Source organism: Shewanella sp. ECSMB14101 (assembly GCF_000773485.1).
Classification (GTDB): domain Bacteria; phylum Pseudomonadota; class Gammaproteobacteria; order Enterobacterales; family Shewanellaceae; genus Shewanella; species Shewanella marisflavi.
On sequence record NZ_JSFF01000004.1, the window covers coordinates 42,367 to 66,847 of the forward strand.

Annotated in this window: 30 protein-coding genes and 1 riboswitch; of the genes, 18 read left to right on the plus strand and 12 right to left on the minus strand. The window is 49.8% G+C overall.

Annotation, left to right across the window (positions count from 1 at the left end):
- The first annotated feature begins 172 nt into the window (after nt 1-172).
- The 11 genes from NY07_RS05080 to NY07_RS05130 all read left to right on the plus strand — a co-directional run bounded on the left by NY07_RS05080 (nt 173) and on the right by NY07_RS05130 (nt 8,622).
- Nucleotides 173-739 carry a hypothetical protein gene (locus tag NY07_RS05080; RefSeq protein ID WP_033538268.1) on the plus strand — a complete coding sequence of 189 codons (567 nt, stop codon included), beginning with the start codon at nt 173-175 and terminating at the stop codon, nt 737-739.
- Between the two features lie 189 nt (nt 740-928).
- Complete coding sequence (gene hinT / locus NY07_RS05085) at nt 929-1,282, plus strand: purine nucleoside phosphoramidase (protein WP_033538269.1); 354 nt, start codon at nt 929-931, stop codon at nt 1,280-1,282.
- A gap of 30 nt (nt 1,283-1,312) precedes the next feature.
- Nucleotides 1,313-1,810 carry a PaaI family thioesterase gene (locus NY07_RS05090; protein WP_033538270.1) on the plus strand — a complete coding sequence of 166 codons (498 nt, stop codon included), beginning with the start codon at nt 1,313-1,315 and terminating at the stop codon, nt 1,808-1,810.
- Nucleotides 1,807-2,271: a PaaI family thioesterase gene (locus tag NY07_RS05095; RefSeq protein WP_033538271.1), complete on the plus strand. Its 465-nt coding sequence runs from the start codon at nt 1,807-1,809 to the stop codon at nt 2,269-2,271. The genes NY07_RS05090 and NY07_RS05095 overlap by 4 nt, the downstream gene beginning before the upstream one ends.
- 33 nt (nt 2,272-2,304) lie before the next feature.
- Nucleotides 2,305-2,694 carry a YcfL family protein gene (locus NY07_RS05100; RefSeq protein ID WP_033538272.1) on the plus strand — a complete coding sequence of 130 codons (390 nt, stop codon included), beginning with the start codon at nt 2,305-2,307 and terminating at the stop codon, nt 2,692-2,694.
- 107 nt (nt 2,695-2,801) lie between these two features.
- Nucleotides 2,802-2,922, plus strand: a riboswitch (TPP riboswitch).
- Between the two features lie 72 nt (nt 2,923-2,994).
- On the plus strand, nt 2,995-5,136 hold the full coding sequence (locus NY07_RS05105) for a TonB-dependent receptor (protein ID WP_033538273.1): 2,142 nt from the start codon (nt 2,995-2,997) through the stop codon (nt 5,134-5,136).
- Between the two features lie 49 nt (nt 5,137-5,185).
- Nucleotides 5,186-5,446: a hypothetical protein gene (locus NY07_RS05110; RefSeq protein WP_033538274.1), complete on the plus strand. Its 261-nt coding sequence runs from the start codon at nt 5,186-5,188 to the stop codon at nt 5,444-5,446.
- 41 nt (nt 5,447-5,487) lie between these two features.
- Nucleotides 5,488-6,141, plus strand: coding sequence for a nicotinamide riboside transporter PnuC (pnuC, locus tag NY07_RS05115; RefSeq protein ID WP_033538275.1), 654 nt, complete (start codon nt 5,488-5,490; stop codon nt 6,139-6,141).
- 38 nt (nt 6,142-6,179) lie between these two features.
- Nucleotides 6,180-7,220, plus strand: coding sequence for a phosphotransferase (locus NY07_RS05120; RefSeq protein ID WP_052125504.1), 1,041 nt, complete (start codon nt 6,180-6,182; stop codon nt 7,218-7,220).
- Nucleotides 7,221-7,358: 138 nt separating this feature from the next.
- Nucleotides 7,359-7,949, plus strand: a complete 591-nt coding sequence (locus tag NY07_RS05125) for an HvfX family Cu-binding RiPP maturation protein (protein ID WP_033538276.1) — start codon at nt 7,359-7,361, stop codon at nt 7,947-7,949.
- Nucleotides 7,950-8,073: 124 nt separating this feature from the next.
- Nucleotides 8,074-8,622, plus strand: a complete 549-nt coding sequence (locus NY07_RS05130) for an NAD(P)H nitroreductase (protein ID WP_033538277.1) — start codon at nt 8,074-8,076, stop codon at nt 8,620-8,622.
- A gap of 167 nt (nt 8,623-8,789) precedes the next feature.
- On the opposite strand, the gene NY07_RS05135 is transcribed toward NY07_RS05130, so the two are convergent.
- Together NY07_RS05135 and NY07_RS05140 are read right to left on the minus strand one after the other, a co-directional pair.
- A complete protein-coding gene (locus NY07_RS05135) occupies nt 8,790-9,521 on the minus strand; it encodes an MBL fold metallo-hydrolase (RefSeq protein ID WP_033538278.1) in 732 nt (243 codons plus the stop codon).
- A gap of 41 nt (nt 9,522-9,562) precedes the next feature.
- Nucleotides 9,563-10,180, minus strand: coding sequence for a hypothetical protein (locus NY07_RS05140; protein WP_033538279.1), 618 nt, complete (start codon nt 10,178-10,180; stop codon nt 9,563-9,565).
- A gap of 76 nt (nt 10,181-10,256) precedes the next feature.
- Here NY07_RS05140 and NY07_RS05145 point away from each other — a divergent pair, with 76 nt between their 5' ends.
- The 5 genes from NY07_RS05145 (at nt 10,257) to NY07_RS05165 (ending at nt 13,120) form a co-directional block, all read left to right on the plus strand.
- On the plus strand, nt 10,257-10,760 hold the full coding sequence (locus NY07_RS05145) for a GNAT family N-acetyltransferase (RefSeq protein WP_033538280.1): 504 nt from the start codon (nt 10,257-10,259) through the stop codon (nt 10,758-10,760).
- A gap of 228 nt (nt 10,761-10,988) precedes the next feature.
- Nucleotides 10,989-11,594, plus strand: a complete 606-nt coding sequence (locus NY07_RS05150; RefSeq protein WP_033538281.1) for a GNAT family N-acetyltransferase — start codon at nt 10,989-10,991, stop codon at nt 11,592-11,594.
- Nucleotides 11,595-11,626: 32 nt separating this feature from the next.
- Nucleotides 11,627-12,079, plus strand: a complete 453-nt coding sequence (locus NY07_RS05155; RefSeq protein WP_033538282.1) for a GNAT family N-acetyltransferase — start codon at nt 11,627-11,629, stop codon at nt 12,077-12,079.
- Nucleotides 12,080-12,130: 51 nt separating this feature from the next.
- Entirely contained in the window at nt 12,131-12,535 is a 405-nt protein-coding gene (locus tag NY07_RS05160; RefSeq protein WP_033538283.1) for a hypothetical protein, read from the plus strand.
- Between the two features lie 195 nt (nt 12,536-12,730).
- Complete coding sequence (locus NY07_RS05165; protein WP_033538284.1) at nt 12,731-13,120, plus strand: hypothetical protein; 390 nt, start codon at nt 12,731-12,733, stop codon at nt 13,118-13,120.
- Between the two features lie 75 nt (nt 13,121-13,195).
- On the opposite strand, the gene NY07_RS05170 is transcribed toward NY07_RS05165, so the two are convergent.
- Nucleotides 13,196-13,432 carry a hypothetical protein gene (locus NY07_RS05170; protein ID WP_033538285.1) on the minus strand — a complete coding sequence of 79 codons (237 nt, stop codon included), beginning with the start codon at nt 13,430-13,432 and terminating at the stop codon, nt 13,196-13,198.
- Between the two features lie 1,013 nt (nt 13,433-14,445).
- Between NY07_RS05170 and NY07_RS05175 the strand changes: the two genes are divergently transcribed.
- Together NY07_RS05175 and NY07_RS05180 are read left to right on the plus strand one after the other, a co-directional pair.
- Nucleotides 14,446-14,688: a hypothetical protein gene (locus NY07_RS05175; RefSeq protein ID WP_140946902.1), complete on the plus strand. Its 243-nt coding sequence runs from the start codon at nt 14,446-14,448 to the stop codon at nt 14,686-14,688.
- Between the two features lie 337 nt (nt 14,689-15,025).
- Complete coding sequence (locus NY07_RS05180; RefSeq protein ID WP_033538287.1) at nt 15,026-15,517, plus strand: hypothetical protein; 492 nt, start codon at nt 15,026-15,028, stop codon at nt 15,515-15,517.
- Between the two features lie 422 nt (nt 15,518-15,939).
- Here the strand turns inward: NY07_RS05180 and NY07_RS19595 are convergent, their stop codons facing one another.
- The 9 genes from NY07_RS19595 to NY07_RS05220 form a co-directional block, all read right to left on the minus strand.
- A complete protein-coding gene (locus NY07_RS19595; RefSeq protein ID WP_181404186.1) occupies nt 15,940-16,104 on the minus strand; it encodes a hypothetical protein in 165 nt (54 codons plus the stop codon).
- Between the two features lie 25 nt (nt 16,105-16,129).
- Nucleotides 16,130-16,480, minus strand: a complete 351-nt coding sequence (gene hypA / locus NY07_RS05185; RefSeq protein ID WP_033538288.1) for a hydrogenase maturation nickel metallochaperone HypA — start codon at nt 16,478-16,480, stop codon at nt 16,130-16,132.
- Nucleotides 16,480-17,496, minus strand: a complete 1,017-nt coding sequence (gene hypE, locus NY07_RS05190; RefSeq protein WP_033538289.1) for a hydrogenase expression/formation protein HypE — start codon at nt 17,494-17,496, stop codon at nt 16,480-16,482. The genes hypA and hypE overlap by 1 nt, the downstream gene beginning before the upstream one ends.
- A 2-nt stretch (nt 17,497-17,498) precedes the next feature.
- Nucleotides 17,499-18,614, minus strand: a complete 1,116-nt coding sequence (gene hypD / locus NY07_RS05195; RefSeq protein ID WP_033538290.1) for a hydrogenase formation protein HypD — start codon at nt 18,612-18,614, stop codon at nt 17,499-17,501.
- Entirely contained in the window at nt 18,611-18,859 is a 249-nt protein-coding gene (locus NY07_RS05200) for a HypC/HybG/HupF family hydrogenase formation chaperone (RefSeq protein ID WP_033538291.1), read from the minus strand. The genes hypD and NY07_RS05200 overlap by 4 nt, the downstream gene beginning before the upstream one ends.
- 2 nt (nt 18,860-18,861) lie before the next feature.
- The gene (hypB, locus tag NY07_RS05205) at nt 18,862-19,662 is read right to left on the minus strand and encodes a hydrogenase nickel incorporation protein HypB (RefSeq protein WP_033538292.1); all 801 of its coding nucleotides are present in this window, start codon (nt 19,660-19,662) and stop codon (nt 18,862-18,864) included.
- 143 nt (nt 19,663-19,805) lie between these two features.
- Nucleotides 19,806-22,175, minus strand: coding sequence for a carbamoyltransferase HypF (gene hypF, locus NY07_RS05210; RefSeq protein WP_052125505.1), 2,370 nt, complete (start codon nt 22,173-22,175; stop codon nt 19,806-19,808).
- A gap of 2 nt (nt 22,176-22,177) precedes the next feature.
- Nucleotides 22,178-23,935 carry a hypothetical protein gene (locus tag NY07_RS05215; RefSeq protein ID WP_033538293.1) on the minus strand — a complete coding sequence of 586 codons (1,758 nt, stop codon included), beginning with the start codon at nt 23,933-23,935 and terminating at the stop codon, nt 22,178-22,180.
- A complete protein-coding gene (locus tag NY07_RS05220) occupies nt 23,916-24,479 on the minus strand; it encodes a HyaD/HybD family hydrogenase maturation endopeptidase (RefSeq protein ID WP_033538294.1) in 564 nt (187 codons plus the stop codon). The genes NY07_RS05215 and NY07_RS05220 overlap by 20 nt, the downstream gene beginning before the upstream one ends.
- Nucleotides 24,480-24,481 lie beyond the last annotated feature (2 nt).

The following is a 24,481-nucleotide window of genomic DNA, read 5'->3' on the forward strand; positions in this document are numbered from 1 at the left end:
CTAGAAAACTGACGCAAAAAAAATAATGTGACTTAGTAATAGTTCTTATCACTTAGTGTGACTTAGTAGTTAATTTTAAAAAGATTATTGCCTTATTCTTTGTGTGTCTATGTCGAAGTCAGCAAGCTTTTAGTACAATTCGTCAAGTTTTTGACTTGCCGAATAAAAAGCCATGAAAAAGTTAGCATTATTATTAGTGTTATTGCCTCTTTATGCACATGGAGTGGCACCTTTTGGTCTTAAATGGGGCGATGATGTTAGCCTGTATGAAGAGGCTAAGCATCAGGGAGATGATATTTGGGTGCAGACCCAAGTTGTACCTAAGGCCCTCTCTATCGCAGAACATTATTTGCTGTCCGGTGATGCGCAGCATGGCTTGTTGCAAGTTACCATGACGAGTTACAAATATGGCGTGCATGCCGATGAGCTAAATGATGATTTTCAAATCGTTAAACAGTCTCTCATTAAGTCTGGCTATATAAAGACAGACTATGTTGCCAGTGAGTTGAGCTCTTATCAATGCGTGTTGCAGGGAACCTGTTCGGGTAAACGTTGGTATGCTATTGATGAAGACGGCACCTATGTTGCGCTCGAGCAGGTGGCAAAAACCCGCCAGGATGCCTATATCAAAATGACCTTCAAATCCCCCGAGCTGATGGAGATTGAAGCCGAGCGCGAAGAGTTGAAGCAGCTCAAGCAGCAAGATAAATTAAATAGTGACAAATTAGCGTTCGATTAGATAACTGCTAGCACCTATAGTGGCCCGGCACCTTTTCAGGTGGCGGGCTTTTTTTATGTATTAAACAGCTTAGCTGATATAAATTTCGCCACTCGATACAGGGCATAACTCCTTTATTTATATGACGGATCACAAAATGGTATTTTGTGAGTATACTGACAGGGTTAACCCTATATCGAGGATAGTGCAATGGCCGAAGAGACCATTTTCAGTAAAATTATTCGACGCGAAATCCCTGCCGATATTTTATATCAAGATGAATTAGTGACAGCTTTTAGAGATATTGAGCCAAAGGCACCGACGCACATTCTTATTGTGCCAAATCATCTGATCCCCACAGTGAATGATGTCAAGGCATCGGACGAAAAGGCCCTGGGCCGGATGATGACAGTGGCGGCAAAGCTCGCTGACGAGGCTGGTATTGCCGAAGACGGCTACCGCCTGATCATGAACTGCAATAAACATGGTGGGCAGGAAGTATTCCATATTCATATGCACTTGCTAGGCGGTGATTTCTTAGGCCCGCTAGTATCTCATCGCTAATGGCGATTGCTGAAAAACGCTGGAGAGCATATGAAGACAAATCCTGATTTTTTTCCGCTGACTGATTTGGCGACTCGCTTTGTGGACCAGCTGGTGCAGTGTCGCCGTCTCGGCCTCAGCGTGCTTGAAGCCAGCGAACAGCATGTGTTGATCGAGCTTCCCTACAGTAGCGAATTGATTGGCTACCCTGATACAGGTGTGATCCACGGCGGCGTGATCACCACGCTTATGGATACCGCCAGTGGCACAGCAGTGGTCTGTAATATCTTTGACAAGTATAAGTCGCTGGAGTTGTCGCCAACCTTAGATCTGCGGGTCGATTATATGAAGGCCGCCGAGCCAAACAAGAGTGTCTACGGTTTTGCCGAGTGCTATAAATTGTCATCGAGCGTGGCTTTTACCCGGGCGATCGCTTATCAGGATTCTATCGATGATCCTATTGCCCATGCCGTGGGTTCATTTATGCGTATCAGTCCTGAAATGGTGGGTGAAGCCTTTAGACAGGCGCTAATGGGAGAGGGCCAATGACAGTACCTGAGCAAGATACCCACAAAGCTTTGAATGTTAAAGATATCGTTAAGAAGGCGACCGAGCTTAATGATTTCGGCCACCTCTTAGATCACGTACCTTATGCTAAGTTTATTGGTATGCAGGTGGTGCGTTTCGGTGATGAGTTGGTGTTTCAGTTACCCAAAAAAGATGAAAATATCGGTAACCCCACCTTACCAGCACTCCATGGTGGCGTGATTGCCGGATTTATGGAAATGTCGGCTATTGTGCAGTTAATGGTGTTTATGCAAACCACTAAGGTGCCTAAGATCGTCGATTTCTCGATAGACTATTTAAGGGCGGGACACCATAGAGATAGTTTTGCCGAGTGTAAAATTACCCGTCAGGGCCGCCGTGTGGCCAATGTGAATATCAACTGCTGGCAAACCAACCGTAAGGCGCTCATTGCCACTGCCAGGGCCCACTTTTTGATTGAGTGATCAGATACGCTTCGGCGTGTAAGGAGAATACTGATGAAGAAGGGATTAGCCATAGTTGCCATTCTGTTCGGGCTGAGTGCCTGTGCGCCCCATACCGGCGGGATCATGGCGAGCTCTACCGGTGAAAGCAGGGTTGATAACCGCTCCTTTCATTCCGACGTGGATGTCACAGGAGTCCTGACTGTAGCTGATGCGGGATTTTTAAGGGCCCGCGGCACTATTATCAGTAAGGCAAAGACAGATTTGCAGCTGCAATATAAGTTTACCTGGTATGACATTAACGGCGCCACCATCGAAGATGAGGGAGTTAGCTGGAAGTCCCTTAAGTTACATGGCAAGCAGCAGATGCAGGTGACCGCTTTGTCCCCCAATGCTAATGCAGTGCGGTGTGAGCTCTATGTTAGACAGGCCTATTCAAACTAAGGTCGCTATATATTGATTAAAACGTCGGCATTGCCGCCGTTTTTTTATGGGCCATGCGCAAAATATGCGTTAAAAATGTCAACTCTTTGTATGACTCATGTATAATCGGCCTCGCCAAGGGGTGTTAACGCCAAGCTAAAGGCTTCGCATTGACTGAGATGTTCGCTAGACAAACCCTTAGAACCTGATCCGGCTAATACCGGCGTAGGAATGGGCCACAGCACTAGATTTAACACTATCTAACTGTGCATTCTTTCTCGCTTTTTTAAGTGCCGGATCTCAATATTTATTTGAGGTCCTATGTTTACATTAAAATCCTATTCTCCTGTCGCCCTTGCCGTGGCGGCTGCATTAACCCAAACCACCGTTTTCGCCAGCGATATGCCTGTCACCACAGATGAGATGGAAGTGATTGTTGTCACCTCAGATTTTCGTCAGTCGAGCTTAGATAAGGTGCCCTCCAGCATTAGCGTTATCGACCAGCAACAGATAGAAGATGAAGGGGCGCAGCATTTTGAAGATGTGCTCAACTCTATTGCTAACTTTAACTGGTCTGGCGGCAGCTCCAGAGCCAAATATTTCCAGATCCGCGGAGTGGGTGAGCAGGAAGAGTATCAGGGAGCGCCTAACTCTTCTGTGGGTTACATCATAGACGATATCGATCTGTCGGGTCTGGGGATGGTCTCCAGCATGTATGACCTGCAGCAGGTGGAAGTACTGCGCGGACCGCAAGGGACGCGATATGGAGCTAACGCCTTGGCAGGCCTTATCTACCTTAAGAGTAACGACCCGACCTCAGTATTTGAGCATGGCGCCGAGCTGCAGCTAGGTGACGATAATCTGCGCACCTTTAGCGGCTTTAGTTCAGGCCCCTTAAGTGATTCAGGCAAGCTGTTGTATCGCGTGTCGCTGCAACAGCATGATCAAAATGGCTACCGAGATAACCTTTACCTGGGCCGTGATGATACCAATGCGCGGGATGAATTTACCGGGCGCATCAAACTGCGCTGGTATGCCACCGATGATTTAGTGGCCGATTTCAACCTGATGCACGCCAATTTCAATAACGGCTATGATGCCTGGACATTAGATAATAACGGTTTTGATACCTTAACAGATGAACCGGGCGTGGATAAGCAGCGCACAACGGGCGGCTCGCTAAAATTAACCTATTCGGGCGCCGAGTATTTCGAGTTGGTCTCCTTAAGCTCTATGGCACAAAGTGATACTCATCATGGCTATGATGGTGACTGGGCCAACCCTGAATATTGGGCGGCGCGCAGTTGCGACGGGGAGCCTTGTCAGTATGATTATACTTGGAACAAACTGGGGGATCGCACCACGCTATCGCAAGAGTTTCGTCTAAGCTCGACGGATGCAGGTCGACTCTTTAACGACAGTACCGACTGGTTGGTGGGCATCTATGGTCTCAGACTCACCGAAGACAATGACACCCTTGAATTCTATAACGGCTGGGAAGATGGGCTGACTGCCGAATATGAGGCAACCAATTTAGCACTCTTCGGTCAGTTAGATAGCGAGCTAGGTCAGGGCTATGCGCTCTCTGTCGGCGTACGCTTCGAGCGCCGTGAAAGCGAATACAGTGACTCGGCCGAAGATGCCTTTGCACCATCGGAAAACATGTGGGGCGGTCATATCGCCCTGAGTAAAGCCTTGAGCGATCAGCATCAAGCCTATGCCCGTATTGCCAGAGGGTACAAGGCTGGTGGCTTTAACATGTCACTTCCCCTATCGCTAAGCGACAAAAAAGAGTTCCAGGCAGAGACCTTGTATAACTATGAGCTTGGCATCAAGTCTGAGTGGCTTGATGGTGATGCAAGCACCCATTTCTCACTCTTCTACATGGACAGACGGGATCAACAGGTCTCGGCTTCTCAGCAAAATCCCGATGAGCCACAGAAATTTATCCTATACGTCGAAAACGCGGGCAGCTCACACAACTATGGTGCCGAGCTTGAAGCCAACTGGTATGCCACCGATAACTTAAAACTCTATGGCACACTGGGCTGGCTCGAGACAGCCTATGGCGATTATGTCTACCAGGATAAATATGGTGGGGAAGTGGATCTGAGCGGACGCGAATTGGCTCACTCGCCTAACTTTACCTACAGTGCTGGCGCCACCTATCGCAGTGACATGGGCTGGTTTGTTAACTTAACGACCAGTGGTAAGAGTAAGTTCTACTACTCTGACAGTAACGACTCTCAGTCTGAGGCCTATACCTTGTTTAATGCCCGTTTAGGCTATGAGACAGAGACCTGGTCGGCTTATCTGTGGGGACGCAACCTGCTTGATGAAAAGTACGGCGTGCGCGGTTTCTATTTCGGTAATGAGCCCGATAACGGCTGGGCGGATAAACAATATATTCGTTACGGCGATCCGCGTCAGCTAGGCGTCACCCTTAACGTCAAATTCATGTAATAACCCTCACTAAGGGGCGAGCATTCAATCGCCCCCAAAAGGAACTAAGATGAAACTAACAGCTGAAATCAGCATGTATCCGTTAAAGGATAATTATATCGACCCCATTCAATGGTTTATCGATAGGGTAGATACCTATGCCAATATCGAACGGCGAACCAATGCTATGGCCACACAGGTGTGCGGCGAGTATGGCGAGGTGATGGCGATGCTGGCAACCGAAATGCAGGCGGCACATGAGAAGTGGGGCAAGGCGGTATTTGTGGTCAAGTTTATTGGCGGCGAGTTGGATCTCTCTCACCAACAGTAATTCAAGACTGACCCACTGATAACAGGAGCGATGCTTAAGCTATGACAGATCTCTGGTCTGCCTTATTGGCGACACTTTCCGGCGCCTTCGCCGAGGCCAATGGCCTGACAGCCTGGGAAGCCGTGGCGGTATTACTGGCCTTGGCCTATCTGGCGCTCGCCATGCGCGGCAACATCTGGTGCTGGGCGGCAGCCTTAGTGAGTACGGCTATCTATACCGTGCTGTTTTGGGAGGTCTCTTTGCTGATGGAGTCGCTGCTAAATGTCTATTACATGGTGATGGCGGTTTATGGCTTCTGGCTGTGGCGATACGGTGGTGGCGATGAGAACGGCGTAGAGGTGGTTAGCTGGTCGCTAGGGCGACACCTCTATCTTATTCTGGCTACCAGCGTCGTTTCCTTAGTGGTAGGTCACTTGATGGCTAGCTACACCCAGGCGTCCTATCCCTATCTCGATGCAGCAACCAGCTGCTTTGCCGTGATGACAACTTACCTGGTGGCCCGTAAAGTACTGGAAAATTGGCTTTATTGGGTAGTGATCGACCTTGTTTCCATCTACCTGTATCTCAATAAGGGACTGATGCTGACCTCTTTGCTGTTTATTCTGTATGTGGGCATGGCCATAGGTGGTTACTTTTTGTGGCGCACCAGCATGCATCAGGGGATGGGCGAGGATGGCGCTTACTCCTATGATTAAGCTGCCTTGTTACCCTTTACGCATAAGTAAGGGCCACTATGGCGCTTAATCGTCAACAGGCAACAACTTGGTTGCAATGCCATCTGCCTTCTAATGTACTAAGCGAGGTGGAAAGGGTTTTCGCAAAGCTGGGTTGCTACATAGATGACAGCTGGGTAGTCGCTCCCTTGTCCCGCGGTCTGAGTAATCAGAACTATCACCTAGTGACTGGCAACGGGCAGTTTGTGCTGCGGATCAATAGCCAGGCCAGCAGTCAGATCTGCAAGCGAGACGATGAGGTGATGAATTGGCGCCTGGCCCAAACAGCGCAACTGGCGCCTGAGTTACTTTATGTGTCAGACGACAGTCGTTTTTATCTGAGCCGTTATATTCAGACCCAGCAGGACTGGAGTCAGCTGATGACGGCTAATCCCGCTCATCCGCTTATAGAGGAACATGAGTGTTGGCCTGGTGGCGAGCAGGCGCTGTTGAGGCTGCTGAAAGGGCTCAGCGAACTGCCGTTACCGGCTAATTCTATGTCGGTAGGGGAACAGTGGCATAGCTATTATCAGCAGCTTCAAACGATGGCCGATGGCCCAAGTTTGCCCGAAAGTTACCAGCAGGCATGGCAGCAGAGATGGCAGGCACTAAAGGCCCTTAGCGAGCGAGTCGGTGAGTTACTGCTGAGCTTAGATGCCTGCATGGTGTTACCCCAATACAGTCACAGGGACTTGAATCCTCATAATCTGTTGATGAGTGAGGGGCGTCTGTGGTGTATCGATTATGAATATGCCTGTAGCTCCCATCCTCTAGTGGATCTTGCCAGTGTACTGGCGAGCCACAGGCTCTCCTCAAACCAGCGTCATAGTTTGATCTTGGGCTACTTAAGCGAACACCCTCACCTTAACGACAGGGCGCAGGCAGCGATTCCAAACGCGGTCGCCCTCTACTGGGTGTTTGCAGCCTGTTGGGCTCTGCTGATGGCAAGTCAGGGGGAGGCATGCTTTCAAGGCGTGCAGACCGAGCCTGATGCGAGTCTGCCCCATAGTGTGGCTGACTACCTGCAATGTTTCGATGACTTTATGGCGTTAATTGCCTAATCCTATTCAGAACTCTCATTTTTAGTGTCATAGACTATCTTCAAATAGACAGATTTGACGCGATTGATTTATCGGCCGAAATTTAAATCCTCTGATTTGGGTCTATTAGGTCATAACAAATTAATGAGAGAGTAAGCTATGCAGAAGTTGTACGCCCAATTTATCAAAGCTATAGGTCAGCTAGACGGGGTCGCGGCCTTGGCCCTCAGACTCTATCTGGCGCCGGTTCTCATGCAAGCTGGCTACAATAAGCTGTCCAATTTTAGCGATACGGCGGCCTGGTTTGGTAACGCCGAGTGGGGTCTTGGCTTGCCAATGCCCGAGGTGATGGTGGCTCTGGCTGCAGGCAGTGAGTTTTTGGGTGGCATATTGTTGATCCTGGGCTTAGCCACCCGACTGATATCTATCCCCTTGATGGTCACCATGGCGGTGGCGGCCTTTAGCGTGCACTGGAAGAATGGCTGGTTAGCGATAGCCGATCCTAACTCCTGGCTGGCCAACGAGCAGGTATTGACCTCGGCGGAGAAACTGGCAGCAGCCAAGTCTTTGCTTCAGGAACATGGCCACTATGATTGGCTAACATCGTCGGGTAACTTTGTGATCTTGAACAATGGTATCGAATTTGCCATCACTTATCTGTTTATGTTGTTAGGCTTGCTGGTGATAGGCGGTGGTCGTTACACCAGCCTAGATTATTTTATCGCGCGGCGTTACCTAGTTAAAACATAGGCAAGTCATAGATATAGGCTAAACAATCACCTTGGCCTAGAGTGACGAAATCCCACCAATTTGGTGGGATTTTTATTGCCAATTTGCTACTCTCGAGCAAGATTTTAATTACAGGATAATCTTCGTGGATGCTATCGAACTTCTGTTAACCCGTCAGTCTAGTCCCAGATTAGTGGCGCCAGCGCCCGATGAAGCGCAGTTAAATCAGATCCTGGCAGCGGCTGTGCGCGTGCCGGATCATGGCAGCCTCACTCCCTGGGAGTTTATTATTGCCAAAGATGAAGGCTTAACACGTCTGGGCGCCTTATTTGTCGAAGCCATGCAAAGTGAAGGTGCCGATGAAGCGGCGCTGGCCAAGGCGGGCAATATGCCGCTGCGCGCCCCTATGGTCGTGACTGTGGTGGCTAAGGTGACGGAGCACCCTAAGGTGCCGCCACTTGAACAGCATATTGCCGCGGGTTGTGCCTGCATGGCGATGCAGCAAGCAGCCTTTGCCATGGGGTTAGGGGGGATTTGGCGCACAGGTCCCTTGGCGTTTAATCGCCATCTGCACCAGGCGATGGGCTTGTCGGCGCAAGATCAGATAGTGGGTTTTCTTTATCTGGGTACCCCTGCCGTGAAGGCGCCTTTAAAGCAGCAAAAGTCACCCGAATCAGCGGTGCGCTATCTTTAGGTCGCCCTTTATGGGTAAAACTTCGACTTTGGTCGGGTTTACACTGTGGAGAAAACTGGCAAAGTGAAGGGGAGCCTGCATCCTACCTATGCAAGGTTTTCACCCTAAGTGATTGTGTTGCCCGCGATTAGCGGGCATTTTTTTGTGGTGTGTTACCAATGCCAGGCCTAGACGCCCACGCCGACATTGAGGGTTTCGAACCAGTCAAGGAACTGCTTGACCTGAGGACCGCGAAATATCCTGCCGTGTTGCGGGCAGAGGTATTGAATATCCAGCTTTCTCACCCGGTTTATCCAATCATTCTTGGCCCGATTCGAGGGCATCCACCTTTGGTGAAAATAGGCCATCTTGGCACAGTGCTGCTCGAAATCATCCACATAGATATCGGCTTGAGCATCTTCTAGGGCTGCCCCAACATCGCCGCTCATCAAGACCTTAGTCACAGGATCATAGACATGGAAATTACCTGAAGCATGCAGGTAGTGGGCGGGAATAAATTGCAGCTCCACCTGATCTAGGGCGAGACTGCCGCCATTATCGGCAATGGGCTCATAACTGATGTTGTTCATGCCAAAGTGACGAATAAAGCCTTCCCACAGCCAGGGCGAGTAGAGTTTCGCCTTGGGTAGCGTCTGATCCCATAGTCCCAGCGACGAGATAATATCCGGATCCTGGTGAGAGGCGAACAGGTGGGTTAATTGCTCCAGAGGAATATGTTTGACAATATTGGCCAGCATAGCGGCAAATAACTCTATGCCACCAGGGTCCATCAAGAGGGCCTTATGGCTGCTGACGACCATGTACTGGTTGGTGTCGATGATCTTATCGGGTTTTTCGGGGTCGCGACCAAAGTAGAGCCACTTATGGGTGGGGGTTTCGATGATCAGCTCACTTTTCATGGAATCGACTCCTTGTTTTATGATTATGGGTGGTGCCGTGGTTAGGGGGCTGTGTTGCCAAACAGGGCGATGGCATGGTCGACCCTTTTACGGATCAGCTGCGCTACATCGTCGACCCGATTCGCCACATCGTTAAAGATGGCCTGGTTGGCCGTGTCGACGCGGCAGGCTTCGATGCGGCAGATAGAGGCAAGAATATTGGCGGTGCGCAGATTGCGTTTCAGCTCATAGAGTTGGTTTTCCATCTTATCGATGAGGCGATCAAATTCGTGCCGCAGGCGACTGTGGTTAGCTTCAGTGGCTTCGACGGCGGGGTTAATGGTATTGCCATAGGGCGCATTAGCAGCCTTTACTTTAGCCAGTTGGAAATGGTTGAGGGCAACCGCTGCTCTGGCGGTTTCGGTGGCGAGTCGACTAGCCCTATGGGCAAGTTGATTGATATCTGTTGCGGCTTTCATTGTGTAGGACGCCAGGTCATCGATAAAACCCGTTAAGGCTTTAAATCCCAAGGCGGCATTGCCCACCCGAGCTGAAGCGGCCTGAGCATTACTAGCGGTCAAATTGATCTGTTTACAGTAACTTAAGGTTTGGTTGAGCTCCGCTGCGACCACAGCCGCAATGACATGATATTGACTGATTTTCGGCGTATGTTTTGTCATTAGTGCCACTTCCTATGTAGAACCAATCACAGTATAGTCGAGATAATCTGAACTGAAAGTAACCTAGGAGAATTAATTGCTTACCCTAGAAACCGAGCGTCTTCTCCTGCGTGAGATGACGGTAAAAGATGCCCCATTTATGCTTAGGCTGCTCAATAGCGAAGGCTTTATCAATAATATTGGTGATCGCGGTGTGCGCACCTTAATGCAGGCGGAAAACTATATTATCGAAGGGCCGATAAGCAGCTATCAGCAACACGGTTATGGCATGTATAGCATAGTGCTAAAGGCCAGTGGAGAGATCATAGGTTTGGCTGGTTTGGTTCGCAGAGAGCAACTACCCGAGACGGATCTGGGCTATGCGCTGCTACCTGAGTTTTTAGGCCAAGGTTATGCGTTAGAAGCGAGTAAGGCAGTGCTGGCTCATGCCAAACAGCTTAAGCTGCAAACATTGCTGGCAATAGTCAATCACGACAATCAAGCATCGCGTGCGCTACTGACTAAACTCGGGTTCGAGAGCCAAGGGACCATGCCTTGGGCTGAGGATGATGAGGTGATGCTATATAAGATAACACTTTAATTAAATTGATTATTTTGTTAGCGTGTTGGTATCGGCTAGCCTACAGGTGTAGCAAGGCAGCAAGATAAACATCATGGTGTGAAAGTACGAAGGAGATAATGCCAGGCTGGACAAGCTAATAGGGGCGCGGGGCAGAGCTCCTAATATATCCTACTGGCGTTAAGTGCCATGTTAGTTTCATCTATTCTTCATCTGAATTTGTTACAACCAGAGCATCGGAGCATGAGCATGAATCAAGATCTCTTGAGAGGCTGTTTAAACGGTGAGCATGTGGTGTTAGAGCCACTGCAAGAGGAGCATATACCTGCGCTGTCTATTGCGGTCAGCGATGGTGAGCTGTGGAACTTATGGTACACCTCTGCGCCCCATCCCGATGAGATGAAGGCCTATGTGGAGCAGGCGTTAGCCAGCGAACAACGTGGGGAAGCCTTGGCCTTTGCGGTGCGAGACAAACGCTCTGGTCAGATAGTTGGCTGTACTCGCTTGATGTCTTGGGATCAGACCCACAGGCGGATCGAGATTGGCCATACCTGGTATGCCAAGAGCGCTCAGCGTACCGGGATCAACAGCGAGTGTAAGCTGTTGCTGCTGACCTATGCCTTTGAGGTGCTAGATGTGATTGCAGTAGAGTTTAGAACTCACTGGCACAATCAACCATCCCGTGAGGCGATCACTCGTCTGGGGGCCAAGCAGGATGGGGTGTTGAGAAACCATCGTATCCTCAAAGATGGCACCATCAGAGACACAGTAGTCTATTCCATCATAGACTCTGAGTGGCCATCGGTTAAGCAGGGGCTTAAGTTTCGTATGCAGCAATATCAAGATGCAGGCTAACCTAAGTGACGATTCAACAACAGGGAGGATTAATGTCAGGAGAATTACGCAGAGCAAGGTTGGAAGACACGGCAGTCGTGGCTGCGTTATTTGATGAATATCGCCAGTTCTATCACCAAAAGAGTGATATCGAACTCGCTACTAAATTTATTCATTCACGTTTAAGCAATCAGGATGCTGTGATTTTTGTGGTCCTCGATGGGCAAAGCAATGCCTTGGGATTTTGCCAGCTTTACCCTAGCTTTAGCTCAATTCATGCTAGTAGCATGCTGATCTTAAGCGATCTCTACGTGACTCAGCACGCCCGCTGTGTCGGTGTGGGGCGCCGATTGATGAATATTGCTATCGACTATGCCAAGGCCAAAGGCGTCGCATCGATATTCTTAGAAACCCATAAAGAAAACCACCAGGCGCAGGCTCTCTATGAATCTCTTGGCTTTACCCTCGAGCAAGAATTTTTAAGCTATAGCCTTGATATTCAGTGACATCTAAAGTAGAAATGGTTCATTATCTATCACTGCACAAGGACAGTATTGATGCGCAAGACTCTCATAATTTCATTGTTAGCCCTGATGGCCAACGGCGCAGTGGCCGCTAACACTCCCTCAGACGCGGAACTGGCATTTAATAAAGAGGTGCTGGAATGCGCCGCCTATTATCAAATTGCGTCAGAAACCATTGCGGGTATGAATGCACCGCAAATGAAACCGGTTGGCGAGCGTTTAAAAAAGTCTGGCGAAGATGCCGTCACACTGGCGAAGAAATACCAGGCTGCCGACCAAGTTGAGCAGCAACTTGAAACCACAGTCGCCAAGCAAAGAGCTAGCCTACCAAGCAACAACAATCTGGGTAGCTTGATGGGGCGTTATAAGGGCCCTTGCCAGAAGCTGATGGCCAATCCACAGGAACGTCTGGACTACTGGATCATGGCGACCATGTAGGCCTATATAGGTATAGAGACTAAACCGTCCCCGCTCAGTGATTAAAGTTAAAATTTAGTCATGAAAGCAGAGTCATTAAAGAGTCATTAAAAAGAGTGCGCTTGCGCACTCTTTTGTTATCGGGCATGAAACAGGGAATCGACTAGACTGGTCTAGTTAGGAGTGATTCTTAATGCTTGTTTTCATGGAGACTCGATGAATATCTATTTGCTCATCGCTGGCGCTATCGCCACTTTTACCTGTATCGGCCATTTCACCATAGGAAAGCAGCGCTTTCTCAAGCCTATGCTTGAGGCAGACTTTGACCCTATCGCCAAGTCCATCATGCATTGTGTGTTTCACTATATCTCAGTGTTTTTGGTGTTATCGGCCTTAGTGTTGATCGCCTGCGCTTTTGAGCTGATGTCGAATATGCAAAGCTATGCCTTATTGCTGTTTATCGCGCTAAACTTTGTGCTGTTTGCGATCTGGCAGATCTATATAGGTTATTTTGCGGAGGTAAAGGGGGCATTTCGCTCCCTGTTTCAGTGGATCTTCTTCGTGGTGGTTAGTGGTTTTACGTTTGCGGGGATCTTCCAGGGTTAAACTAGGAGAGTCAGAAAGCAATCCAAGGTTAGACTTAGTGTTTGCAAGCTCAGTTATCAAATTGAGGCCAATGGGCTATTCGCCCACTGGGACACTCTGATCGTTACAGCTATTGCGGGCCTCGCAATCATCATATTGCACGCTAATGCTGCTCACATCGACAGGCTGCTCATCTTGTTTAAAGCTCGCCCATTCCTGTTTAATGCTCGTCAGCCAGCTGTTGTCTGTCTCTTGCTCCAAGTAGGTGGAAACATCGACAAAGGTTAGCCAAAAGGCATAAGCCACGATGGAGTACATTGTAAAACGAAACATCATTTTCACCTTGGTATCACTTAACTAGAAACGCACTATACGCCCTAAATTTTAAGAAATAAACTGTCAATGTTTTGCCGCTTTTTAGTGTATCAATCTGAGGTGTAACTATTTGTATTTTAAGGTTAAAAATTTATTAAGGGGGTTGCTTATGTAGTTAAAAATGACGCTGTCAGTTTATTAGCGAGCAGCCTGTTTTTTGACTCTTTGTCGGAAGTGCTGGGAGAGTTGGCATTATTTTTGATGTCGATTTGGAGGCTAAGTTGGGGGTTTGTTGAGTGGTTGATTAGTGAGCGGTTTGGGCGCTCGTGTCGTCACTGTTGCTAGTTTTTTGTCCAACGTTTACCTGCATTTGTGTCTACCTAGTGGAGTAGAAGGTCGTACCTTCGCTTTAATTAATAGCCTGCGGCTCGCTTTTGTGCAGATACATCTGCTACACGCCGTGAATATTTCCTTGTAGGCTCGACGATTGAATCTGACCTACATGGATGTAGGAAATGCCAATAAATGTAGGGAACATTTTTGGCCCTGCCATCGACGTCCGCAGATGCATCTACACTCGGTATCTAACGTCTCTTCGATTTAGCGGTATTGGTGTATTTAAGACGTGAAGTCTTACTGATTTTTGCCCCGAAGTGAGTTGTTGGTCAGCCAGTAAATCGCAAACTTACTACTCAACAATTTCTTATCTAAGTCTTGTTTGTGCGATTCACCACAAGAAGTAGAAACTGGACAGATACACAGTCATATTTAAATGATGTGACTTTTGGATGATTTTAAGCCTAAATCCGTGCGCGTTTTGCCGTTATTGATAATATAACTCCCTTTAAAATCAACTAATTGCAATCTTTTTCAAGTCGATAATAGGTTTGGGGAACGCGCATGCGCGTTTTTCCAGATGGTGTATCTAGCAAAATGCTGATAAGTTCATTACATACAGATAGTTAACTGTGCGCGTTTTCACTGGTTCAACGAGGTAAACGCGCATGCGCACTAATAAAATGTTACACGTCATGAATAAACGAACCATCGCAACATTTTTAGTATTATTTTCAGTTTTCTGCTTCGGAGGTAGTGTGCAAGAAGGTAAAGATGAATCTCAAGAATTAATGGATGCAGTTTTGCCGCTTGCAGAGAAATTACTAACTGAGCATGGGGAATTCTTTCCTTATGGTGGTGCAATGACACCTGACGGGAAAATTGTTAGTGTAGCGGCTTATGATGGAGACGAACATCCACCATCTTCTGCTTCATAAAGCATTTAATACAGCAGCTCAGAATAAAGAATGAAATTTCAGATTATCCACTAAGCATAGGTTCTTCGACAGGTGATACTTATAGAACTGCGGTAGGCTCAACTATTCAGACAGCACTTAATCAGACTGCAAATATCAAATGGATGTCTACAGTGTTGCAAGAATTCTATGCAGTTGTAGAACGTACCTAACAAGTGACTGTTTAAGAGTGATTCGCAACGCGTGGCATTTTCAGTATGCGTTGGTTTAAGTGATTAAGGTGGTATGCGGCGGCTTCGGTATTGCGTTGCTCACACCTTAACAGGGCGTTAAGTTTTATCGAGTTTGGAGGAATAAATTGACTATTGATTTATCAACGGGGCTTGCAATTTATGCTGCGGTATTGTCTACAATTTTGGCCGTATTGAATCTTGTGAAGTTTAAAAGAGATAGCGATAAAGAAAAAGTAAAGTTATCTGCTGAACTTATAAAGAAAAATGAATTTGAAAAATTGGTTAGTGGTATGTATTCCGAACCTGTTGAACCATATCCCCCTGTTGAATCTGCTACGTTGTATGAGGTTAAAGTGCTCAACAGAAGTGACTTTCCAATTAAGTTAGATACAGTAAAAATCCATAGCGATCTAGGTGATTTTTCGGCTTATAAAAAGTATTCAATAGGCGGGCAGCCGAATTACCACAGCCCTATTGGTGAGGAATTTAAGGTTGATGTCCCTTCGAAAGAATATCGAAAATTTGGAGTGGTTATTCCAAAAGGTAGTGAAAATTTGAAGGTTCAACGCATCACACTTTCAACGGTTTGTGGCAAGGTTGTCACTATAAAGACTTAACAAGGCGGTCAACCTGTCACTCAACGCTTGGCATTGTTGCTTCGCAAAAGTTTATGCCAAGGCTTCGTGCAGGTTAGCTTAGCGTTATCCCATAGAAATTTTTCGCTGAAATTGACGAACTAGAGTTAAGACTTAAACTCGGAATTGTCCAAAAATGATTTTTTCCAGTGGTTGAGTTTTATTGTTTGCAGGTGAGTGGTTAGCGCCTTGGTAGCTTGATGGTTTTTATCTTTTAGTGGAGAGCACGCAAGGGGATGACGTGCGGTGGAGACCGGCGGTTTACTGAGGGCACTGAGTGACTAAGAAGCGAACCTATCTAAAGCCAGCTAATTAATCATTGAGATTATTTTGGATGAAGCAAGACGGCGCTAGACTCTGTGGTGAGTCTAACGCTGTCGATATGTCTTGCGGTAACGCTTGGTTTAAGAGCGTTTCTTCCACAGCATCACGCCGGCGACGATGATCACCAGGGCGATGATTGGGAGTAGGTCGTTAAGGTGGTGGAACAGACCTACGCCGTTGTGCCCTGGGTGCGCCCAGGCTGCTGCGGGAAGAAGGCTAGCGAGTAGCAGTAAGGCTTTTTTCATTGTAATACTCCATTTATGTTTAGTTTTATTCATCGGTTTCTAGCTCTAGTTGCATCAGCAGTAGTTCTTCCCCTTCGGTAATGCGGGTCTGAAAACTGTTGCAGCTAGGACAAATGACACTTCGTTCCTTGATGGTATGAGTGCTATGGCAAGCCTGACACTCGAGCACCAATTCCTGATGTATGATCTCCAATTCGGCCTCTCTGGCGCACCCCTCCAGTTTGAAGGTTTCAAAGGCAGTAGCCAGTAGGGCGGGTTCAACACCGCTCAAGACGCCGATTTTTATCACCACCTTAGTGATGCGATTCGCCTGATTAGCGATAGCATGCTGCTCGCATTGTTCCAGCAGGGCAGTGACAATCGAATATTCGTGCATTAACAGATCCTTGGTAGCAATTCACCCTGGGGCAGGTCGAGATAGCGACTGCTTCCCCATGGGGTCTTGAGCACCACTTTACCTGTGTGACCCTGTTCGACATGGCCGATAATGGCTGCCTGTTGGCACTGGCCGTAGCGCTGGATGATCTCCTGTGCGCCCTCGGCGATGTCGCCAGGTACCGCCATAATGAAGGTGCCTTCGTTGGCCAGGTCATGGGGCTCAAAGCCATAGAGTTCACACAGGCCTTTAACCTCGTCACACACAGGGATTCTGCTCTCTTCCACGGTAATGCCGACCTCTGAGGCACTGGCCCATTCGTTGAGCACAGCTGCCAGGCCGCCGCGGGTGGCGTCGCGCATGGCGTGAATTTGGATGTTGCAGGCGATAAGTTGCTCGACCACGGGCCAGAGGTTAGCGCAATCGCTGACCAGCTCAGACTCTAAAGTCAGGCCTTCTCGCGCCATCAAGATGGCGGCGCCGTGACGGCCGATATCCCCTGAGACTATGATGGCATCGCCTACTTGCAGATTTTTCACCGAGATCTGCGGCTTTAACACGCGGCCGACGCCAGAGGTATTGATAAACAGGCCATCGGCGCAGCCCTTAGGCACTACCTTGGTATCGCCGCAGACGATGCGGGTGCCGCTTTTGTGCAGTTCCTCGGCCATGCTGGCAACAATCGCCTTGAGATCCTTGATGGCAAAGCCCTCTTCGATGATGAAGCTGCAGCTTAGGTATTGGGGCTCGGCGCCCATCATCGCCAGATCGTTAACCGTGCCCGCGATGGCGAGTTTGCCTATGTTGCCACCGGCAAAAAACAGCGGCGAGACAGTGAAGGAGTCTGTGGTAAAGGCTGTCTGGCCATCGAAGTGGAGCAGGGCGGCGTCTTCCTCACTGGCTAAAATCGGGTTGTTAAAGGCTTTAAAGAAGATCGACTTGATCAGACGATTCATCTCTTTGCCGCCACCGCCGTGACTGAGTTGTACTTTCTTTTCATTGCTGTTGTCGGCCATGATTAGACTCCGTTATAGCGGTAATAAGCATTGCAGGCACCTTCTGAGCTAACCATGCAGCTACCAAGGGGCGTTTCAGGGGTGCAGCCGCGGCCGAAGACTTTACAGTCTTTAGGTTTGGCGATGCCCCTTAAGATGTCACCGCACTGACAGGCTTTGTGATCGTCGATATCGGCCACATTGAGCATGTCGCGATAGATCACCTCGGCATCCCGGTGGGCATATTCGTGCTTAAGCATTAATGCCGACTCGTTTAGTGGCCCAAGACCTCGCCAGCGAAAATGTGGTCTGATGGTGAGGTATTGATTCACTTTTTGCTGGGCATGCACATTGCCATCTTCGCTCACAGCACGGCTATATTGCACGTCGAGCTCGGCTTTCCCCTCGACCTTTTGCTTAACGATGCGCAGGATGGATTCCATCACATCCACCGGCTCAAAACCGGACACCACTACCGGAGTACCGTATTGATTAACGGCGGGGCGGTAGAGTTTGGCGCCTGAGATCACGCTGACATGGGCCGGACCGATAAAGGCATTTACCTTAGCCTGTGGATCGGCCATCACGGCATCGATCGCCGGTGGCACCAGCACATGGTTAATATGAAACAGCAGGTTATCCAGCCCTTGCTGCTCAGCCTGTTCAATTAACACCGCCGTCATGGGGGTTGAGGTCTCAAAGCCGATAGCGAAGAAGATCACCTTTTTATCTGGGTTCTCCTTGGCGATAGCTAAGGCATCCATGGGGTCGTAGAGGGGGCGAATGTCACAGCCCTTGGCTCTAAACTCGGCCAGACTGCCGTTTGAACCGGGCACGCGGATCATATCCCCTAACGTCACCAAGATCACATCGGGTTGGGATGCCAGAATGGCGGCATGGTCGATACGCTCTTTGGGCATGACACACACGGGGCAGCCTGGGCCATGCACAAACTCGATATTGTCTGGTAGCAGCTGATTAAGCCCATACTTCATGATGGTGTGGGTATGACCGCCACACACCTCCATGATGTAGATATTGCCCTCATGCTTGGCGGCGTGAAGGGCGATCTCTTTGGCTAGGTTGTGAATGGTGTCAGGATCTCTAAAGCCCTGATACAGCTGTTTTAGCTCTATCATGATTGGGCCTCCTGTTCATTCATCTTGGCAACGATCTCCTGATACAGGTCCAGGCTCTGCTCAGCGTCGGCTTTGTCTATCTTGTTCATCACAAAGCCAATATGGATCAGTACATAGTCGTCGATCTCCAGAGGCTCACTCATTAAATGGCTGCTGACCTTGCGCTTAACCCCTAGGGTCTCTACCGTGACGGCCTGCTCCTCAGGATGCAACTCGACAATTCTTGATGGAATAGACAAACACATAATTAATGGCTCCTGTGAGCGTTTAGCCAGTCGACAACGGCGCGCATGCTGTCGCCATCCTTAATGGAGGTAATGATCACCTCGGCCTCAGGGTTGAGGCGTTTTACCTGTGCCTTGGCTTCCTCGACGCTAAAGTCAAAGTGGGGCAGCAGATCCGCCTTAGTGATCAACACCAGGTCTGCCTTGCGGAACATTACAGGATATTTTTCTATCTTGTCGTCGCCTTCGGGCACTGAGACAAGCACCACATTGAAATGGGTGCCCACATCATAAGAGGCGGGGCAGACCAGGTTGCCGACGTTTTCGACAAAGCAAATATCCAGCGATGCCAGATCCACATGATGCAGGGCGTCATGCACCATAAAGGCGTCCAGGTGGCAGGCGGAGCCGGTTTGGATCTGAAAGGCGGGGATCCCTTTAGCCAGCAGGCGGTCGGCATCGCGGGAGGTTTCCAGGTCGCCTTCGACCACACCATAGTTAAGATCTGTGTATTCTTTAAGGTGTTCCAGCAGTGTGGTTTTACCGCTGCCCGGACTGCTCATCAGGTTAAAGGCGGTGATATTGTGAGCCTCGAAGTGGGCGCGGTTGTGGGCCGCTTCATGGTCGTTTTTATCGAGGATTTTATGGATCACCGACAGGGTTTTCTTGTCGTTGAGCTGAGGATTGCTACGCAGGGTGCCGTGGTCGTGATGATGGGAATGACCGTGCTCATGGCTGTGGTCATGATGATGATCGTGCTCATGGCCTTGGTCGTGCTCATGGCTGTGATCTCGAGTGATAGAGCAACCGCAGTCTTTACACATAATGAACTCCAAAAAATCTAAGGCGTTAATGCCATTTTGCGCTAGGGACCCAAAGACTTCATTGACGCGGGTCAGTTTTAGGCAAAATCCTGTTAATCAAATTGGCTCAAGTTGTCGTGGGAAATAACGGTTATCGTAAATCGTTATTCGATAGTGCTTTTCCACTCACCTTGGGCCTTGCTATTACTGTGTATGGCGTACCAGAGTTGCCCCAGGGCAATGCCGCCATCGTTTACCGGTACCTGATCTGAATCCAGTACCTTAATCTCTGCCATATTCAGGCGCTTGCGTGTCTCGCTAAGCAGGTAGCGGTTTTGAAACACGCCGCCGCAGAGCACCACATCAAGCCCCTTATGTTTCGCGGCGCAATCAGTTACCGCCTGTGCCAGCGCATTCATAAAGGCGCGGGCGATCAGGCTGATGCCGTCGGGCTTATCCTGCCAATGCAGCAGGGTATCGACCATCTCTTGCCAGAGCGCCGAGAGTTGCCAAACACCGTCAATCTCCTTGAGGGTAAAGCCTATTCCCGATTGGCTAAGCTGCGCCTCGGTAACCGCATCGGCCTTTGCTTCGATCAACATGCCCGCCTGGCCTTCAAATTGGGTGGTTTGCATCAGATCAAGCAGACAGGCGGCGGCATCGAACAGACGGCCGATAGAACTGGTCGTCTGGGTGGCCACACCTTTTTGCCACAGGGTGTGCAGGTTGCCGATAAGGCTGCCGGGTAGTGCCTTAAGTGCGTTGAGCGGGAGGGCCTTAATCTCTTCAGGCGAGTAGCGCTCGAATAACAGTGCCAACATAATGCGGCGGGGATCTTTAATCGCCTGCTCGCCGCCAATCAGCGCCATGGGGCTCAGATGGGCGACGCGCTGGTAATTATTGACATCGGCAAGCATGGCTTCACCGCCCCAAAGCTGGCGCTTATCACCAAGGCCTGTACCATCGAAACTAAAGCCCAGCACCTTGTCAGTGATCTGATTGACCGCCATCACGCTGAGAATATGAGCGTAATGGTGCTGCACCTGAATGTAGCTAATCTCTTTGTTTTGTTGTTGGCACTCTTGCTGCGCCCACTGGGTTGAGGCGTAATCTGGGTGTTTGTCGCTCACCAACAGCTTAGGACTGAACTGGTACAGGCGTTTAAAGGTGGCCAGAGTGTCAGTAAAATATTGTTCTGCCTCAAGGCTAAAGAGATCGCCGATATGGGGGCTGAGCACCAGGTTGTGATTGAAGCCAAAGGCGATGCTGTTTTTCTGCTGAGCGCCTACTGCCAGCGTTTCTTGGGGAACAGCCTCGGGCATGGCCAGAGTCAGCGGTGCGTAGCCTCGGGCAAGGCGGATCACCTGTATCTTGTCATCAATCATCTGCACCACGCTGTCGTCACAGCCGTTAAGGATCTCACGGTTATGATCCAGCACGGCATCGATGACGCCAGCTAGGCGTTCGAAGATATCTTCTGCATGGGTGATGATAGGCTCGCCGCTGCGGTTGGCACTGGTGGCTACCAGAGGTCGGTTAAGCCTGACAAGCAGCAGTTGATGTAAGGGGGTATAAGGTAAAAATAGCCCTAGTCTATCAATGCCGGGCGCCACGGCTGGGCTTAGTGCACCTTGGTGCGGCGCTTTTTGCAGCAGTGTGATAGGGCGCTCGGCGCTTTGTAGCAGCCGCCATTCGGCCTCGCTGCCCCTGGCTAAGGTTTTCGCCATCTCGAGTGAGGCGCACATGACAGCAAAGGGCTTGGCGGGGCGCTGCTTACGTCTGCGCAGTCTCTGCACCGCCTCATCATTGGTGGCATCGCACACCAAATGAAAACCACCCAATCCCTTGATGGCCAAGGTTTTACCTTGGGCAAGCAGTTCAACGGCCTGCTCCAGCGCGGCATTTTTCTCGGCAACCAGGCTTTGCTCAGCCGAGAGTAGCGACAGCTGCGGTCCACACTGGGGACAACTTACCGGCTGGGCATGGTAGCGCCTGTCTAGCGGGTCTTGATAGGCGGCGGCGCAGGCGTCACACATGGCAAAGTTAGCCATGGCGGTATTGGGTCTGTCATAGGGCAGGGCGCGGATCAGGGTATACCTGGGGCCACAGTTGGTGCAGTTGGTAAAAGGGTATTGATAGTGGCGGTTACTCGGGTCCATGATCTCATCGAGACACTCCTGGCAGCTGCTTTTATCGCTGGACACTGCAACCACCGCCTTGGCATCGGCTTGGCTGTGCTGGATCTCGAAGCTGTCGCAATCTTCAAGGGGGATCTCTATCTCGCTCAAGCTGTCGATGCGCGCCAAAGGGGGCGGCGTCTGGCTAAGGGTCTCAATGAAGGCGTTAATGGCCTCACTGTTTCCCTGAAGTTCTACCGTTACCCCTTTGCTGTGGTTAAAGGTGAAGCCTAGCAGCCCAAGCTCAATCGCCCAGCGATAGACGAAGGGGCGAAAACCAACCCCTTGGACGATACCCGTGATCTCCAGTCTCACTCGCATAGTCGCTGTTGCGGCCTTTGGCAAAGTGCGTGACATGGTTAAAGCCTGCGTTTTTTCAGCAGCAGGGCGCCGACAGCATGGTTGTTGCCATCTATCTCAAGCTGCTGATTGTGTTTGATGGGGAAGTTTTTGCCGATCCGCAGGGCAACGCGCTGACACAAAAGCGGGTTAGCCCACTCGCTACCGGCCAGGGCAACTGACTTGACCCCTAGATTAAGATCCAGATGCTCAATCCAGTTGGCCAGATAGTCGGCAAAGGAATCGTGCATGCCAAAGGCGAGCTTATTGCTGTCTCTGTCATCTGCCAGACGGAAGCTGATCAAGCTGCCCAGCGTCTTGCACCAGTTGAGGCTGCGATAGGCCTCGCCTCGGGTGAGTGGATAGTCGATGCGCGGAGAGTTAGCGCCGCGATGGGCCAGCGCGCTGGCAATCAGGGCATCGTTAAGATCGCTAAGGCTTAGTGAGCGGCTCTCTAGCCCCAGAATCACGGCGCCAACCGCCCAGAGGGCCCTGAGACTATGGCGTTTTGCAGGCAGTTTAAGATCGAGAAGGCGCAGGTAATCTTCAGGATAATGCTGTTTGAATTTTTCGAGCACCTTACGCTGTGGACTCTGTTCCAACTGATGATAGATCTCATAGCCGTTTTCAGGCAGCTCGGGCAGGGCAAAGAAACGCTCGGCTTCACACTTGTTATCTAAGGTGTAGATCTGTCCACCATGTTCGCGGCTAAGATAGATAACGGCGCTGTTTTTGCTAAGGCCATGTTCAAGATTGACGCTATGCAAGGCGCACAGCGCCAGTTCGTCATCGCCGAGAATAGCCTCGTTTAGCTCTCTATGTTGCGCCTTGATCTTTGCCCCTTTTTCCACCCGATAGTGTCCTTTCGGCTTATCGCTGTGGCTGGCGTAATAATAGGTGTCTTGATCTGCTAACAGCACAGCCTCATGCAGTGGTTGTTTTGCCGAATCAATGCCGATACTGCTGGGCTGTGAGCTGTGAATGTCGGCCCATTGGCCATCAATATAGGCCAGTGCCTCGCCTTGAGCGGGATCGTCTAGGTAGACCCAATCTGTGCCATGTTGGCGCAGGTGCTCAGCCAAGATCACCAGTAGGCGGTTGTAGGCAAAGCAGAGATCGTATAGTGGCTGGGCGAGCTTTGGATGCTCTTTGATGGGGCGGACACAGATAAGGGGTTTTTCAATGCTCGACAGGGCCAGCACCTGAGGATCGCTAAGGTGGAACTGCGCATTGAGGGTATTCGGGTTACAGACTAGCAGACGCGGACGAGTAGGGATAGCTAGCGGATTGGGACTAAGGTGAATACCGCCTGCCAATTTAAGTTCACCCTCAGCCATCAGGGTGTGATACATGGCCTGAATGTCGGTGGCGGTCAGGCCTCGATAGTCCTGATGAATGCGTTGCTCGCCGTGGCAGCAGTCGCATACAAGATCCAGTTGACCAAATTGGGACGCTTGGTTATCACCAAAGTGCGGCGCACACTGCTGACAAAATTCTTGGGAGAGGGACTCTGTGGGTAAAGGTTTGCTTGTGCCCGTTGGAGCGTCGATTAGGGCGATACGAGAATCGGTGAGCCAGACAGAAATTAAGAAGTCTTGCGCGATGGCATCAGCTAAGGCTTCTAGCTCGCTCTGCTGGCCCTGGGCTTCGATAAAATAGGCGCCACCTTGATAGCCGATATGGATGTTTAGATCACCATAATTTAGGTATCGGTTACATAAATGCGCGTAAAGCGGCACCTGTCGTGAACAGGTAAACTCAAATTTTATTGTCTTCATTTAGTGATACACCGCGCTTATAAGAATCTGGAATGAGTGTTTCAATCGCCACGTGGTTGATTCGTTCGATCTCGAATCCGAGGGATTTGAAATGGGTCAGTATTGTCGTTTCCATCAGGGGAACGGCGGCGGCGACACTCGGGGTGAGCCCCAGTGTCATAGGTTCGAGTACGGTTGGCGTGCAGCCAAGTACGAAGGTCTTAGGTCTGTCTCCGACCATCTCCATCATGGTCAATGTCTGTAACATCTCCACCTCATGGGCGCTTCCTTGCCAATCGATTTCGCTGGGAGCCTTGTCGAAATCGAAAAAATAAACTTCTCCTGGGCCTACGCCGTGGGCGTTGACCGTATCGACTACTACAAGATAGTCGTATTTACAGATAATGGGAATTAGCCCTTGGGCTAAGGTGCCACCATCCATCACATCGAGCTGATGCGACGGATGGTTAAAGCGATAGTTTTCTTGTAGGTAATTGACAAAATGTACGCCGATCCCTTCATCGGCGTACAGCACATTACCAATACCGAGTAACAGTATTTTCATGG

Bases quoted from the DNA above. Each gene is read 5' to 3' on its own strand.
- NY07_RS05170 (WP_033538285.1), bottom strand. From the start codon at position 13,432: ATGTTTCGTTTTACAATGTACTCCATCGTGGCTTATGCCTTTTGGCTA.
- NY07_RS05215 (WP_033538293.1), bottom strand. From the start codon at position 23,935: ATGAAGACAATAAAATTTGAGTTTACCTGTTCACGACAGGTGCCGCTT.
- NY07_RS05150 (WP_033538281.1), top strand. From the start codon at position 10,989: ATGAATCAAGATCTCTTGAGAGGCTGTTTAAACGGTGAGCATGTGGTG.
- NY07_RS05140 (WP_033538279.1), bottom strand. From the start codon at position 10,180: ATGACAAAACATACGCCGAAAATCAGTCAATATCATGTCATTGCGGCT.
- NY07_RS05090 (WP_033538270.1), top strand. From the start codon at position 1,313: ATGAAGACAAATCCTGATTTTTTTCCGCTGACTGATTTGGCGACTCGC.
- hypF (WP_052125505.1), bottom strand. From the start codon at position 22,175: ATGTCACGCACTTTGCCAAAGGCCGCAACAGCGACTATGCGAGTGAGA.
- NY07_RS05100 (WP_033538272.1), top strand. From the start codon at position 2,305: ATGAAGAAGGGATTAGCCATAGTTGCCATTCTGTTCGGGCTGAGTGCC.
- NY07_RS05105 (WP_033538273.1), top strand. From the start codon at position 2,995: ATGTTTACATTAAAATCCTATTCTCCTGTCGCCCTTGCCGTGGCGGCT.
- NY07_RS05155 (WP_033538282.1), top strand. From the start codon at position 11,627: ATGTCAGGAGAATTACGCAGAGCAAGGTTGGAAGACACGGCAGTCGTG.
- NY07_RS05200 (WP_033538291.1), bottom strand. From the start codon at position 18,859: ATGTGTTTGTCTATTCCATCAAGAATTGTCGAGTTGCATCCTGAGGAG.
- NY07_RS05095 (WP_033538271.1), top strand. From the start codon at position 1,807: ATGACAGTACCTGAGCAAGATACCCACAAAGCTTTGAATGTTAAAGAT.
- hypD (WP_033538290.1), bottom strand. From the start codon at position 18,614: ATGATAGAGCTAAAACAGCTGTATCAGGGCTTTAGAGATCCTGACACC.
- hinT (WP_033538269.1), top strand. From the start codon at position 929: ATGGCCGAAGAGACCATTTTCAGTAAAATTATTCGACGCGAAATCCCT.
- NY07_RS05120 (WP_052125504.1), top strand. From the start codon at position 6,180: ATGGCGCTTAATCGTCAACAGGCAACAACTTGGTTGCAATGCCATCTG.
- pnuC (WP_033538275.1), top strand. From the start codon at position 5,488: ATGACAGATCTCTGGTCTGCCTTATTGGCGACACTTTCCGGCGCCTTC.
- NY07_RS05220 (WP_033538294.1), bottom strand. From the start codon at position 24,479: ATGAAAATACTGTTACTCGGTATTGGTAATGTGCTGTACGCCGATGAA.
- hypB (WP_033538292.1), bottom strand. From the start codon at position 19,662: ATGTGTAAAGACTGCGGTTGCTCTATCACTCGAGATCACAGCCATGAG.
- NY07_RS05125 (WP_033538276.1), top strand. From the start codon at position 7,359: ATGCAGAAGTTGTACGCCCAATTTATCAAAGCTATAGGTCAGCTAGAC.
- NY07_RS05175 (WP_140946902.1), top strand. From the start codon at position 14,446: ATGAATAAACGAACCATCGCAACATTTTTAGTATTATTTTCAGTTTTC.
- NY07_RS19595 (WP_181404186.1), bottom strand. From the start codon at position 16,104: ATGAAAAAAGCCTTACTGCTACTCGCTAGCCTTCTTCCCGCAGCAGCC.
- NY07_RS05110 (WP_033538274.1), top strand. From the start codon at position 5,186: ATGAAACTAACAGCTGAAATCAGCATGTATCCGTTAAAGGATAATTAT.
- NY07_RS05165 (WP_033538284.1), top strand. From the start codon at position 12,731: ATGAATATCTATTTGCTCATCGCTGGCGCTATCGCCACTTTTACCTGT.
- NY07_RS05160 (WP_033538283.1), top strand. From the start codon at position 12,131: ATGCGCAAGACTCTCATAATTTCATTGTTAGCCCTGATGGCCAACGGC.
- hypE (WP_033538289.1), bottom strand. From the start codon at position 17,496: ATGGCCGACAACAGCAATGAAAAGAAAGTACAACTCAGTCACGGCGGT.
- NY07_RS05080 (WP_033538268.1), top strand. From the start codon at position 173: ATGAAAAAGTTAGCATTATTATTAGTGTTATTGCCTCTTTATGCACAT.
- hypA (WP_033538288.1), bottom strand. From the start codon at position 16,480: ATGCACGAATATTCGATTGTCACTGCCCTGCTGGAACAATGCGAGCAG.
- NY07_RS05135 (WP_033538278.1), bottom strand. From the start codon at position 9,521: ATGAAAAGTGAGCTGATCATCGAAACCCCCACCCATAAGTGGCTCTAC.